Origin of the sequence: Bacillus sp. LBA3-1-1.1, assembly GCF_040676495.1 — a bacterium.
GTDB lineage: Bacteria > Bacillota > Bacilli > Bacillales > Bacillaceae_G > Bacillus_A > Bacillus_A nitratireducens.
Map to the genome: position 1 here is coordinate 72,779 of NZ_JBEGIB010000007.1, position 12,743 is coordinate 85,521.

The following is a 12,743-nucleotide window of genomic DNA, read 5'->3' on the forward strand; positions in this document are numbered from 1 at the left end:
AGATGAAATGGAATTCTGTTAAAGATTTCATTATAAAAAAAGGTTATCCAAAAATAATCTTTTGGATAACCTTTTTTATTTAATCTACACTTAAAGCTTTCTTCCCCATTTGGTTATAAATACTTGCAAACCAACTCTTACTCACTTTCACATTTTTCGTTCCATAAAATGGATCATTATAATACACATAATTATCATCCACACCTGTTAAAACGACCGCATGAGTATTCATTCGCCCATTAATTATTTTTCCGCCTGGTGTTTTCCATGTTGTAATTGGTCTAGGATTATTTAGTGCTACAGTTACCCAAGTAACAACCGGTTTCCCATTTCGCACATAATCTTCTAGGACTGAAAAATCATTTCCTGTTAAATTCGTTCCTCTTGCATATTTATCTAACAATCTTTTTAATGGCTCTGGATTAATAGAATATCCTGGCGTATTTCCTGTCACATCACCTACAAACCCTACATCTGGATCTCCCCAAATTTGTGATGATGTTTTATAGTTCTTTAATTTCGTTTGATCAAAAGGCATTTCAAACGCAAATGCTACTTTATTTAATGAACGACCAATTTGATGTTCCACAAGCATTTGTAAAGAAACTACTTCACAGCCATTGTGTAATTCTGGAAATTGGTAAATTGATGGTACGTTCAATATCACTTGACTAAGATTAATATTGCCTTCATTCACCCATTTCAAACCATTATTAGTTTGTATTTGAATCCAACCACCTGCTCTTTCGCCATACACTTCTACTGTTTGCGGAGAATATTTCCCTGATACACGTGATACAAAACTAGGGCTGTCATATGCAAAAAATACTTTAGATAAATACTTTGTCTCCTTTTTCGTATCTAACCACTGGTATCCTGCATATGTACTTATACGAAGCCACGTTCCTCTTTCTTCTACAACAGTTACTGTTTGTGGTCCATAATACGCTAAAATAGTCGCAGACCGTGACGGAGCATCATAAGTAGTAAAGTCTCTATCAATCTGTACTTTCTTTTCAGTTAGACATACCCATTTATAGCCTACACTCGTACGAATTTTAATCCAATCGCCTTCTCTTTCTTCAACAACCGTCACTTCTTGCGGAGTATACTCGCCTGAAATACCAGACGATAATGACGATTCATTATATGTAACGAAGTTTTTCGTTATATTTACTTTCTTCTCAGTTAAGCACACCCACTTAAAACCCAAATCCGTATGAATTTTTATCCATCCACCATCTCTTTCTTCATATACTCTTACTTCTTGTGATACATATTCATTTGAAATACCTGATGATAATGATGGACCATTATAAGTAAAGAAATTTTTCGTTATATTTACCTTTTTCACTTTTACTTCGCTATCTTTAGATTGATCTGTTACCGCAACAAGTCGCGCTGCCTCAGCACGTGTTATCGATTTGTCAGGTTGCCACTGTGTTCCATCAATACCACTTGATATACCTAATTCTACTAAAATATTAATGAATTTCTCACCCCAATGATCTTTCACATCATTAAATAATGTCGGTAATTCTCCATTAACTTTCGAATCTAATTGATATGCTTGTACAAGCATTGTTGCCATTGCCGCTCTTGTCATTTGACCGTATGGATTAAATTTCCCGTTTCCTTCACCTTTAATAACACCTGCTTTTTCCACCGCTGCAATGTAGGAAGATGCCCAATTATCTTTCGAATCTATAAAGGTCGGCTTGTCCCCTTCTTTAACTTCTAATCCTAAAACTTTAGCCATAATTGTAGCCGCTTCAGCCCTACTTAATACGCTATGCGGTGAAAATGTTCCATCCGGCATTCCTGTAATTACTTTTTTATTCACTAAATAATTAACAGACTCTTCCGCCCACCCTGGAACATCAGGGAATGATTGTGGTGCTGCTTGTAAATTACTCACTGCCCTTTTTAATTCTACTTCTCTTTTTTCCTGTTCTTCCTTTTGCTTTAATTCAAGCTCTTGTTCTTCTTTTTGCTTTAACTCAAGCTCTTGTTCTTCTTTTTGCTTTAACTCAAGCTCTTGTTTTTCTTGCTCTTCTTTTTGCTTTAACTCAAGCTCTTGTTTTTCCTTTTGCTTTAATTCAAGTTCTTGTCTTGCTTGCTCTTCTTTCTGCTTTAACTCTATTTGTTGTTGCTCCAATTGTTGCTGATTTACTCGTAATTCGTCTTGCTGTTTCTTTAATTCTTCTCTCTTTTGTTTCTCTTTTAATTCAGGATTTGTTTCTTCTTGGTTATTCTTTTCGTTTCCTTCTAATCGACTCTTCTCTTCAAGCTCCTCCTTCTTTTTTTGTTCCTCTAATTCATTCAAGTTTGTTTCTTCTTGGTTATTCTTTCCTTGTACTTCTAACGGATTCTTCTTTTCAAGTTCTTCTTGTTGTTTCTTTAATTCATCTAATTTTTGCTGAACTTCTTCTAATCTTTCTCTATCTTCACTATCTTGTTTTAGTAATTCTTCTTTTTTCTGTTTTAATTCGTCAACTTTATTAAATAACTCTTCTTGCTGTTTCAAAATATCTTTTCTTTTTTCTAATTCCATTTGTTGCTCTTTTATAGCATCAAATTGTTTTTGCAATTCACTCTGTCTATCACTATGTATACTCTGTAAAGCTTCTATATTAGTTCTTGTTTTATTTTCAATTTCCGCTAGCGAACTAGAAGGAAACGCTAATAGATTTGTTGTCAATAAACTGGCTACTGCAATTACACTATATTTTTTCATCATACACACCTTTTCTAATTTCACTTTAATTCCATTTCCTACCATATATAAAATATAAGATTCCTCCATAATCATAGCAAATCTTTTCTACGCTAAGGGATTTTTCGTAAAAATAAAAAAAGCATCGTATAGTACAATGCTTTTTTTGATGTGTCTCGATATTTATTTGTTACTTTCGCGTGATTGAGAAGTAGAAAGGGCCGGAGTGATAACTAATTGTCTCGGCTCAGTTTTCTTGAAGTGATTTTTGACGTTACACTTACGACATTGAACGACCCATGCTTTAATAGGATTTGTTAAAATAATTTTTTGCCTTTCGTTAGGGGCCTCTTCTTCTAATTTACAACTATCGCTCCACTTACTCCATTTCATTGTAAATTTAGAAGAAGAATGATCGTCTTCTCGATCAAACGTATGCAAAAAATCCATTTCTCCAGCTAGCATTACGGTGTTACTAGTTGCTAAAAAAGAAAAGGTCGTCCAATGTTTCTCCATGCCCTCCTACTCCTTTTTCACATATAGAGTGCCTAAAACTTAATTTACCTAAAATATGCTTGCCTTTTACCTTACACTTATAGTTTATCCAAAACACTACTATGCAACTATCGATTTGTCTTACAAACTACCTTACATTTTTGTAAGAAACGAAAAAACCTTCACTCTATATACGTGAAGGTTTATCATTTCTTATCTATATGATCTTTCATATCATCAAGTCCAACTTCTTGCAGCTGTGACATCATACCGTGGGAAATTGCGCCTAATACTAAAGTCATTCCAATTAGTGAAATGCGAATTGCAGGTATATCAATTATGTACGCCAACATACCAAGAACAATTGTTAAAAGTAATGCTTTTATAAATGTTGCACTTGTATACTCTTTCTCTCTCATCATAACCACCCTTTATGGAAGCGTTTTCTTAATGTAATCAGTATATCATATCATCTGATTATTTTGTGGGGATTTCTGTAAAAACCTTATATCTTCTTTGACTTTTTCCTTTCTATCCTTTACAGTCGAAATGTTCACAAGTTTTACACTGTAGGAGGATTCAAATGAAAATTGAAATAAAAGACACTTTAATTTCCGAAGAACAATTACAAGAAAAAGTAAAAGAGCTAGCTCTTCAAATCGAACGTGATTTTGAAGGAGAAGAAATCGTAGTAATTGCTGTATTAAAAGGATCTTTCGTATTCGCTGCTGATTTAATTCGTCATATTAAAAACGAAGTAACTATCGACTTTATCTCTGCATCTAGCTACGGAAATCAAACAGAAACAACTGGAAAAGTAAAACTATTAAAAGATATCGATGTAAACATTACTGGAAAAAACGTAATTGTCGTAGAAGACATTATCGATTCTGGTTTAACACTTCACTTCTTAAAAGATCACTTCTTTATGCATAAACCAAAAGCATTGAAATTCTGTACGTTACTTGATAAACCTGAACGCCGTAAAGTGGATTTAAAAGCTGAATATGTTGGCTTCCAAATTCCAGACGAATTTATCGTTGGCTACGGTATCGACTGCGCAGAAAAATATCGTAACTTACCATTTATCGCTTCAGTTGTAACGGAATAATATAAAAAAATAAACTTCCATCAATTACTGATGGAAGTTTATTTTCTATCACGATTCGTAAAAGACAAAGGGAGAGAATAAAAATGACAAAGACAAAATTTGAAAAAGTACTCCTCATCATAAATCCGAAAGCAGGACAAGGCGATTTACACACGAACTTAACGAAAATCGTACCACGACTTGCCGCAACTTTTCCTGATCTACATATCCTCCATACGAAAAAGCAAAGTGATGCAACAAAATATTGCCAGGAGTTTGCTAGTAAAGTAGATTTAATTATCGTCTTTGGTGGTGATGGAACTGTATTTGAATGCACAAACGGCTTAGCCCCTCTTGAAACTAGACCTACACTTGCAATCATTCCAGGCGGAACTTGCAACGACTTCTCTCGCACACTCGGCGTTCCGCAAAATATTGCAGAAGCAGCAAAACTTATTACAATAGGACATGTAAAACCAGTTGACGTCGCAAAAGCAAACGGGCAACACTTCTTAAACTTTTGGGGCATTGGACTCGTATCTGAAGTATCAAACAATATCGATGCGGAAGAGAAAGCAAAGCTTGGTAAAATTGGTTACTACTTAAGCACCATTCGAACTGTCAAAAACGCTGAAACATTCCCAGTAAAAATTACGTACGACGGACAAGTATATGAAGACGAAGCTGTCCTTATTATGGTTGGAAACGGTGAATATCTCGGAGGTATCCCATCCTTTATTCCGAACGTAAAATGTGATGATGGAACACTTGATATTTTCGTAGTCAAATCAACAGGCATTCAAGCGTTTAAAGATTATATCGGAAAGAAACTATTTGAAGACTCAAACGAAAATGATATCTTCCACGTAAAAGCGAAATCCATTCAGATTGAAACAGAAGAAGAAAAAGAAGTAGATACTGATGGAGAAAGCTCGCTCCATACACCGTGTCATATTGAACTATTACAAGGGCACTTTACGATGATTTATAATCCTGCGGTTGTTTAATGAAAAAAGACTATCCGATTTTTAACATTTCGGATAGTCTTTTTTAGTAAAAATGCGCTTTGATCTACTCTTTCATTTTTAATATGAGTTTTCGTAATCAAACTCTACCCAATTTTTCCAGTGCGTATTAGCATCCTTATCTACAATAACACTTGGATCTTGCTTCTCTATCGCTGCAGCTACTGATTGGAAGAATTCATTTTCACTTACTTTCTCTTCTTCAACATGTTGCCACTCTTCCGTTTCATAAGCTACTTCCCAATCACCTTTTAAACCGAACTCTTCTAAAATTTCTTCTTTATCCCACCATAATAACTTTCTAGCTTCGTCATTAGCAGCAAGCATACGCATGAAATATGTTGGATAAGACTCTTTCGTTTTCACTTCTATTCCATTATTCGCATAATCTTCTTCTGTAAATTGATATTCAAAATGATGATCGCGAATTTTTAAACTACCGTTATGAATATCCGGTATAAATTCACCTTCATTATCAAATAATTCATAATCTCCATCTTTTACTTGCAAAATACCGTCATCACCAATTGAATGATTCATTCTATCGCCATATACTTGAATATCATTAAATACACCTAATGAACCTACACCGACAATTTGAAACACCATTAACCAATCCTTAGTATCTTTAAAGAAAAGAGAGAATTTCACTTGCGAAATATCCATATATTCATTATCAAAGGCAGGAAATTCATATTTACTTTGCTTTTTATCTAATAACTTTAAAATATCTTTTTGCATATGTATCACCTTTTCCTCAATATAAATAAAAATTGTTTTTTTGATTTCACTAGAGTATAACATAGACCTACTTGCCTTTCATTTTCTAATATTACTACTAACAAAATAGCAGAAGGGTCTGTTTGCATGGCCTAGTTCTTTTTAGGTAAAATGAAGGAAAGAAACAACCTGATACAAGGGAGAGGAAAAGCTGTGTTCAACCAACAGTTAGTTAATTTACGCATTGATTTTGCATTTAAACAATTGTTTGGTACGAATGGTAGTGAAGATATTCTAATTGCATTTTTAAACGCTATGTTACAAGAGTCTTTAGAGTCGCCCATTGCTTCCCTACAACTAGAAGATCCACATTTACATCGGGAATATGAAGAGGATAAGTTATCTATTTTAGACATTTCAGCGACATTAAACACAGGAACAAAAGTAAATGTAGAAATACAGGCGCGACAAGAAGTCGCTTCATAATAGTGCGTATCCATAAGGATACGCTATTCTAGTTGTCAAGAATATTCCCACCCAAAACAGCGTTGCTAGTAATGGCAGGGTTGGTTGCATGAGGGAATTCCTAAGGAAGCGATGAACGTACATTCAATCCGTGCTAGGGAAAGATGAGAAAGGTAAACGACAGTGAATCTTCTTAAGCTTCGTTACTACGAACCTAATGAAAGACGTTGATACATTGGGATTGCGGATTAGAAAAGTGGACTTTGGATGCCACTGAGAGACAACCTACATATCCGTCGGAGTAGAAGAAGGTACCTTCCCTCATCGTATCTATTAGAAGTGGAACTTGGTAAGCCCTATATAATCTGTACGTTGTACAGTAAGGATGTCGTAAGGCAAAATGACGTTATAGAGGGTATGGGATGTTGGAAAAAGCGAAAGTCGCAAGGTCGAAAGACAACAGGAACTCATAACTGTGCGAATAGCATCCAGGGAAAAAAACCTAATGATGCAACCCGAAAGGGTGCAGACTTCCAACAGGTCTTCAATACGAAAAAAAGCGGAAAGAAACTTCTGCCGAAAGGAAGGAATCTAGTTATGGATACAGCTCACAAGGCGTCGGCTATTCCTTCACTTACAGATTGGTTTACAATTCAATGGAAAGAAATCGAAAGGTATGTAAGGAAGTTACGACAACGAATTTTTCGTGCCAAACAACAAAACCAAAGTAGAAGAGTAAGAAAATTACAACGTCTTATGCTTCGAAGCAAAGCGAATCTATTGTTATCAATTAAAAGAGTTACACAAATAAACCGTGGGAAGCGCACAGCGGGTATCGATGGAGAACGTATATTGTCACCTAGGTCTAGGGTGGCATTGTTTCATCAAATGAGCTACCAAAATATCAAATTACATCGTCCAAGAGCAGTAAAGCGCATACACATTCCGAAGAAAAATGGAAAATTACGCCCGTTGGGCATTCCGACAGTTAGGGATAGAATTTGGCAGAATATCGTCAGAAACGCCCCGGAACCGGAGTGGGAGGCAGAATTTGAACCCATTTCGTACGGATTCCGTCCAAAGCGTAGTGCGCATGATGCTATCGAATATCTTTAATAAACTAAACTCCAAAAGTAAAAAAGTTTGGGTATTTGAAGGGGATTTTGCAGGGTGTTTCGATAATCTCAATCATGAACATATCTTAGAGAAAATTCAAAACTTCCCAGCCAAAGAGATTATTAGTAGGTGGCTGCAATCTGGGTATGTAGATAACCAAGTGTTTCATCCTACAACAGTGGGTTCCCCTCAAGGAGGTGTAATTTCACCGCTCTTGGCTAATATCGCCTTACATGGCATGGAGAAAGAACTCGGTATCAGATACAGTAAAAGTAATACAAAAAGACAGGGTACTGCCTATAATATTCATGTCAAATGCACAAAGGCAATGGTTCGTTATGCAGATGATTTTATCATCGCTTGTCAAACCAAAAAAGAAGCCGAATCCTTGTATCGAGAGTTAGTACCATATCTTGAGAAACGCGGAATTACATTAGCAATGGATAAAACTCGTGTTACTCACATCACTGAGGGCTTTGATTTTTTAGGTTTTCATATTAAACAATATGTGCAAGACAAGAATAAATTGTTAATAAAACCTTCAAAAACAAGTATCCAGAAAGCTAAGAAGAAAATTAAAACAACTTTTCAAAAGTTAAGAGGAAAACCTGTTTATACACTACTAACAAACTTAAATTCAATAATACGTGGGTATGCGTATTACTGGAGACATGTAGTATCGAAAAAGGTTTTCTCATCCATGGACTACTTTATTTGGGGAAATGTAGTACGACATGTAAAACACTTACATCCAAAGAAAAGTTGGAAATGGATTGTAAAGCAATATTTTCGAAAACCTAAATATGGAGGTCATGATAAATGGGTTCTTACCTGTCCAAAGACACAGTATCAAATCTATAAAATGATTTGGACTCCCATTGTAAGACATATTGGAGTAAGATACAAAAACAGCCCAGATAATCCTGAACTCTCTCATTATTTTGCCAAACGAAATAAAAAAGATTTTGATAACAATAATACGCTAACTCGAATTAAAATCGCAAAGAAACAGAAATATATCTGTCCAATGTGTGAAGAGGCTCTACAAAACGGAGAAGCACTAGAAATACATCATAAAGTTCCTAAAGTGTACGGAGGAACAAATGAATATGGTAATCTTCAACTTCTACATACATCTTGTCACATTCAACTCCATCAAAAGCATCCTATCTCTCGAGAGAGAGCATATATTTACAAGAAAGTGAACAAACATATTTCATTAACGCCTCGAGAAAGAATCCAGGTAATAGAATGGCGTATGATGGATGAAGAACGATTAGCTGTTTGGGATAAAAAGAAGGCTTGAGCCGGATGTTTGGAAACGGACAAGTCCGGTTCTGAGGGGAGAAAGAGTCCGCGAGGACTCCGACTTACCCGACCTCAATAATAATCACGATATGATAAAACGTAGTTTATATTATTGGGGAAAATTATACACATCCCAATTACAAAAAGGGATGCCTTACAGTTCGCTTCATAAAACCATCACCATTAATTTATTGAACTTCATAATGTTTTCAGATCACAAAGAATTTCATACAACGGGCACATTATGGAATACACAACAACAGAAACGCTTAAGTGATGACATAGAGATTCACATTGTAGAAATCCCACAGTTAACAGAACAATGGCATGAAGAAAAAGTAAATCCGTGGAAAGATCCATTTGTTCGTTGGCTTTTATTACTTTCAGCAAATGAGGATGAGCACTTAACTAAAACATTGGAGGATATTGCTATGAACCAAGATCCTATTTTACAAAAAGCGATAAATAAATGGGAACGTATGAGTCAAGATTCTTCTTTCCGACAAGCCTATGACGCAAGGGAGAAAGTTTTAATGGATGAAGCAGCAAAATTCGCCCACGCAGAGACAGAAGGAATAAAAAGAGGAATGGAACAAGGAATAAAAAAAGGGATTGAAAAAGGCATTGAACAAGGTCGAAAAGAAGGGGTTCAACAGGGAAAAGTTCAAATGATTAAAAGTATGTATGATCTTGGTATACCACTTGAAACGATTGCTAAGGCAAGTAAATTAAGTGTGCACGAGATTGAGCGTATTTTAGGACATAAATAGTAATAAAAAAAGAGCTTGAATTGTTTCAAGCTCTTTTTTTATCAACTTTCCTCAATTCTTTCCATCTTCCAAACTAAATTATCTGGATCGTTTTTCTCCAAAAAGGTTAACATCCACATAGCTTTCCCTTTATCATTCATCAAAATCACTTTATGGTTTAATTTCCATGCCACGTCACTAACATGATTAAACATTTTATACATATCTTCTTCTCTAATAAGCTTTTCCTTTTTGATTAACCGTCTCGTTCTATACTCTCTTATTTCTAAGTAAATATCAGCATAAGCCACTTCATGCTGCCAAATTATACTACATACATATTTTTTATTCGGACTACTCTTCTTTATATATACAAGTTCATTTTTATAATCCAAATCCAGTACCTTATTGTATGCCTTTTCTAACATCTCTATATCCCAATCACATTCCACAGCTAAACTCTTCATTTCAGTATGAACGATTTGAAGTGCTAATTCTTTTTTCTCTCTATCTGATAAATATGGAAAATCCTTTACACTCCCATACTCTACAAACACATTCATATATTCAGGAAAAATTCGATATTTCTTCTCCCACTGATTTAATAATGACATATCATCCACACAGTAAATCAAGATAACTTTTTCATAGTCTGTTCTTAACTTTGACATATGTCGCTCGTATAAAGAAGTAATACAGCTCGTTTCTTTTAAAAAAGATATCTCTTCCTCATAGTTACTCGAGGATGTTGATTGTAATATCTCTAGACTGCTTATATTCTCTTTTCTCTTTAGAAAACTTAATCGGATATCTCTTATAATCGGCATTTACTCTCTCCTTCTTAATTCTACGACTATATAATTGATTCTCTAGCGCCAACTAATCAATTTCAACCCATCCCATTCCCATATAGAGAAATAAAAGCCCCACTACAAAAAAGAGTGCACCAATTAAAAAGTAGAACGGTGCACCTCCCTGCAGCGTATCACAAAATAGCCCTAGAATATTTTGTGATACTACTGTCCATTTATCTTTTTTTGAATCTTTTTCTTTTATTTATTTTACAAACCTATAAATACTTAGACCAATAAAAATGATGCCTATTAATAGGCACCCTACTATGATAAGAATTTCCAAATATAACACTCCATTTAAACCTTGCTATGTACACCCTATTTTAACTAAAAAAGCGAAAGAGAACATCATTTTCTCTTTCATTTTTCTGAAATCGCACTGTGATTTTTCAACATAAAAAATCCAAAACCATACAAAGTGATTTTGGATTTTTTATAGTTAAAATGTTACATTGCATTTCGAACAAAAAGGAGCAGAATTTCCTCTTCTAATTTTCGCATCACATTTTGGACAATATACATATCGCTCTTCTATCTTTTCTCGTTCTATCATATGTAAGGATACTATTCTCATACTACACATAAATCCAATTAAAATAAGACTAACAATGAGTAGCATCATTCTTGCCCCCTCCCACTACACTTTACCATAAAATAACAAAACCGATTCCTTCATTAAGAATCGGTTTTATACTTACAGTCCTAACTTAGCCTTCGCCCCATCAGGAATTTTATCTATCGTTACTTGCACTTTATCACGCAAGAACTCGCCTCTCGTAAGCACATGCCAGTATGAACCTTTTTGTAATTCATCTACTCCATCAATTGTAACTTCTTTTTCCTTACCATTTTCATCATAAGCTTTCACTTTATATTCACGACCTTTATTTCCACCTAACTCTTTTCCATCGTTATCAATTATTGCATAATGATCCTCTATATCAAGAAAGGGATTCATTTGATCTAGCTTAGCGCTCCCATTTAATACATATACAGCTCCTGCTATGATGACAAGTAATGATGCAAGGATAAATCTTTTCATCTATATTCCGCCTTTCATTATGTTTTCTTTAAGATGTTTCTAAGTATAGAGCGTATTTCTTAATAAAAACTCGTACGGTTTCTTAACATTTTCTTAAACTAAAAGTGAAATATTAATTAGAAAGACCAAAACAAAAAAAGTAACTTTTTATACTAACATTGACAAAATTACACCTTTAGTGTAATTTTACACTATAACGAAAAAGGAGCCGTATTATGGATAAACAAGAATTTATTGAACTCGTTAATTCAAAATTAAAACTCATCCGTGTTGAAAGTGATTTATCCCAAGATAAAATGTCAGAAATTATTGGTTTATCGAAGAAAACATTAGTGGAAATCGAAAAAGGAAGACGCACGCTAACATGGGCAGGCGCAGTTTGTGTCGTAACACTCTTCGAACAGAGCGATACAGTCCAGATGACATTTGGAGATGATGTGAATGAAATTATAAAAACAATCGCTTTTACACATTACAATACGAACTTCCCGAAGACGTTAGGAGGAAAAGTGTGGTGGCGACAAATAAAAGAATTAAACGGTTATCAAATACAACAAAATATTTTATCTCAACATTATCGAATTTTAGATAAAGAAGACCGCAGAATATACCACTCATTCGAATTGGATGAAATTGAACAGCGATTTATGGAAATGGCAAAAACATCTCAATAAAGTGCAACTTTAATCAGTGGGGTTCTTCTACCCACAAATAGCGGGATAAAATAAATTTCGGAGTATAATTCAAATGAAAAAACAGACAAATATCACGATTTTAAATACGTTAATCATTAGCACCTTAGTTTTCAATTTATTTATTTTCACATCACGAATGAGCTTTTTACCTTGGTATATTGAAGATGGGTGGGGGTATTTAGGATTATTATTTACATCCTTTATTTTCTTACTTTGCTTCTTTCAATCTTCAAAGTTTCATAAAGATGGAAAGTTAACTGCTCTACAAAAATTCATTCCACTTGCTTCTGCCGCACTTTCAATCTTTGTTCTTATCACTCCATCAAGTGATTTTATGACTATATTAGCCAATCTGATCAATACAATCATATTAACAATTTATATAATTGTATTTCAGACAATGCCTAATGTAAGCAATAAGAAGCTATTACATTAAAAGGGAGAGTTATTCTACAAAATAACTCTCCC

The 12,743-nt window shown here is 34.5% G+C and carries 12 protein-coding genes and 2 pseudogenes; 7 read left to right on the forward strand and 7 right to left on the reverse strand.

What is annotated here, in order from left to right:
* Positions 1–79 precede the first annotated feature (79 nt).
* The 3 genes from MRBLBA3_RS08080 to MRBLBA3_RS08090 all read right to left on the reverse strand — a co-directional run bounded on the left by MRBLBA3_RS08080 (position 80) and on the right by MRBLBA3_RS08090 (position 3,633).
* Positions 80–2,740: an S-layer homology domain-containing protein gene (locus MRBLBA3_RS08080; protein ID WP_363380790.1), complete on the reverse strand. Its 2,661-nt coding sequence runs from the start codon at positions 2,738–2,740 to the stop codon at positions 80–82.
* A 159-nt stretch (positions 2,741–2,899) separates the two neighbouring features.
* A complete protein-coding gene (locus MRBLBA3_RS08085) occupies positions 2,900–3,232 on the reverse strand; it encodes a hypothetical protein (RefSeq protein ID WP_000410949.1) in 333 nt (110 codons plus the stop codon).
* 185 nt (positions 3,233–3,417) lie between these two features.
* On the reverse strand, positions 3,418–3,633 hold the full coding sequence (locus MRBLBA3_RS08090; protein WP_044737475.1) for a hypothetical protein: 216 nt from the start codon (positions 3,631–3,633) through the stop codon (positions 3,418–3,420).
* Positions 3,634–3,794: 161 nt separating this feature from the next.
* Here MRBLBA3_RS08090 and hpt point away from each other — a divergent pair, with 161 nt between their 5' ends.
* Both hpt and MRBLBA3_RS08100 read left to right on the forward strand, forming a co-directional pair.
* On the forward strand, positions 3,795–4,322 hold the full coding sequence (gene hpt, locus MRBLBA3_RS08095) for a hypoxanthine phosphoribosyltransferase (protein ID WP_000687586.1): 528 nt from the start codon (positions 3,795–3,797) through the stop codon (positions 4,320–4,322).
* Positions 4,323–4,405: 83 nt separating this feature from the next.
* The gene (locus MRBLBA3_RS08100) at positions 4,406–5,308 is read left to right on the forward strand and encodes a diacylglycerol/lipid kinase family protein (RefSeq protein WP_363380677.1); all 903 of its coding nucleotides are present in this window, start codon (positions 4,406–4,408) and stop codon (positions 5,306–5,308) included.
* 78 nt (positions 5,309–5,386) lie between these two features.
* Here the strand turns inward: MRBLBA3_RS08100 and MRBLBA3_RS08105 are convergent, their stop codons facing one another.
* The gene (locus tag MRBLBA3_RS08105) at positions 5,387–6,067 is read right to left on the reverse strand and encodes a DUF7003 family protein (RefSeq protein ID WP_212088272.1); all 681 of its coding nucleotides are present in this window, start codon (positions 6,065–6,067) and stop codon (positions 5,387–5,389) included.
* Positions 6,068–6,259: 192 nt separating this feature from the next.
* Here MRBLBA3_RS08105 and MRBLBA3_RS08110 point away from each other — a divergent pair.
* From MRBLBA3_RS08110 to MRBLBA3_RS08120, 3 genes and pseudogenes are all read left to right on the forward strand, one after another.
* A pseudogene (locus tag MRBLBA3_RS08110) lies at positions 6,260–6,508 on the forward strand (Rpn family recombination-promoting nuclease/putative transposase); the annotation flags it as partial.
* A gap of 600 nt (positions 6,509–7,108) precedes the next feature.
* A pseudogene (gene ltrA / locus MRBLBA3_RS08115) lies at positions 7,109–8,933 on the forward strand (group II intron reverse transcriptase/maturase).
* Positions 8,934–8,964: 31 nt separating this feature from the next.
* Positions 8,965–9,705 (forward strand): Rpn family recombination-promoting nuclease/putative transposase, encoded by a 741-nt coding sequence (locus MRBLBA3_RS08120; RefSeq protein ID WP_363380793.1) that lies wholly within the window; start codon positions 8,965–8,967, stop codon positions 9,703–9,705.
* Positions 9,706–9,746: 41 nt separating this feature from the next.
* Here MRBLBA3_RS08120 and MRBLBA3_RS08125 read toward each other — a convergent pair whose 3' ends face one another.
* The 3 genes from MRBLBA3_RS08125 to MRBLBA3_RS08135 all read right to left on the reverse strand — a co-directional run bounded on the left by MRBLBA3_RS08125 (position 9,747) and on the right by MRBLBA3_RS08135 (position 11,580).
* Positions 9,747–10,511: a hypothetical protein gene (locus tag MRBLBA3_RS08125; protein ID WP_363380680.1), complete on the reverse strand. Its 765-nt coding sequence runs from the start codon at positions 10,509–10,511 to the stop codon at positions 9,747–9,749.
* Positions 10,512–10,977: 466 nt separating this feature from the next.
* Complete coding sequence (locus MRBLBA3_RS08130; RefSeq protein ID WP_128856520.1) at positions 10,978–11,157, reverse strand: hypothetical protein; 180 nt, start codon at positions 11,155–11,157, stop codon at positions 10,978–10,980.
* A 75-nt stretch (positions 11,158–11,232) separates the two neighbouring features.
* Positions 11,233–11,580: a YxeA family protein gene (locus MRBLBA3_RS08135; protein ID WP_363380683.1), complete on the reverse strand. Its 348-nt coding sequence runs from the start codon at positions 11,578–11,580 to the stop codon at positions 11,233–11,235.
* A 215-nt stretch (positions 11,581–11,795) separates the two neighbouring features.
* Between MRBLBA3_RS08135 and MRBLBA3_RS08140 the strand changes: the two genes are divergently transcribed.
* Both MRBLBA3_RS08140 and MRBLBA3_RS08145 read left to right on the forward strand, forming a co-directional pair.
* Positions 11,796–12,254, forward strand: a complete 459-nt coding sequence (locus MRBLBA3_RS08140) for a helix-turn-helix transcriptional regulator (RefSeq protein WP_097808214.1) — start codon at positions 11,796–11,798, stop codon at positions 12,252–12,254.
* 73 nt (positions 12,255–12,327) lie between these two features.
* Positions 12,328–12,711, forward strand: coding sequence for a hypothetical protein (locus tag MRBLBA3_RS08145; protein WP_212088284.1), 384 nt, complete (start codon positions 12,328–12,330; stop codon positions 12,709–12,711).
* The last annotated feature ends 32 nt before the right edge of the window (positions 12,712–12,743 follow it).

Excerpts from the sequence above, each read along its gene's own strand:
- hpt (WP_000687586.1), top strand. The coding sequence starts at position 3,795 with ATGAAAATTGAAATAAAAGACACTTTAATTTCCGAAGAACAATTACAA.
- MRBLBA3_RS08090 (WP_044737475.1), bottom strand. The coding sequence starts at position 3,633 with ATGATGAGAGAGAAAGAGTATACAAGTGCAACATTTATAAAAGCATTA.
- MRBLBA3_RS08125 (WP_363380680.1), bottom strand. The coding sequence starts at position 10,511 with ATGCCGATTATAAGAGATATCCGATTAAGTTTTCTAAAGAGAAAAGAG.
- MRBLBA3_RS08085 (WP_000410949.1), bottom strand. The coding sequence starts at position 3,232 with ATGGAGAAACATTGGACGACCTTTTCTTTTTTAGCAACTAGTAACACC.
- MRBLBA3_RS08140 (WP_097808214.1), top strand. The coding sequence starts at position 11,796 with ATGGATAAACAAGAATTTATTGAACTCGTTAATTCAAAATTAAAACTC.
- MRBLBA3_RS08145 (WP_212088284.1), top strand. The coding sequence starts at position 12,328 with ATGAAAAAACAGACAAATATCACGATTTTAAATACGTTAATCATTAGC.
- MRBLBA3_RS08080 (WP_363380790.1), bottom strand. The coding sequence starts at position 2,740 with ATGATGAAAAAATATAGTGTAATTGCAGTAGCCAGTTTATTGACAACA.
- MRBLBA3_RS08130 (WP_128856520.1), bottom strand. The coding sequence starts at position 11,157 with ATGCTACTCATTGTTAGTCTTATTTTAATTGGATTTATGTGTAGTATG.
- MRBLBA3_RS08100 (WP_363380677.1), top strand. The coding sequence starts at position 4,406 with ATGACAAAGACAAAATTTGAAAAAGTACTCCTCATCATAAATCCGAAA.
- MRBLBA3_RS08105 (WP_212088272.1), bottom strand. The coding sequence starts at position 6,067 with ATGCAAAAAGATATTTTAAAGTTATTAGATAAAAAGCAAAGTAAATAT.
- MRBLBA3_RS08135 (WP_363380683.1), bottom strand. The coding sequence starts at position 11,580 with ATGAAAAGATTTATCCTTGCATCATTACTTGTCATCATAGCAGGAGCT.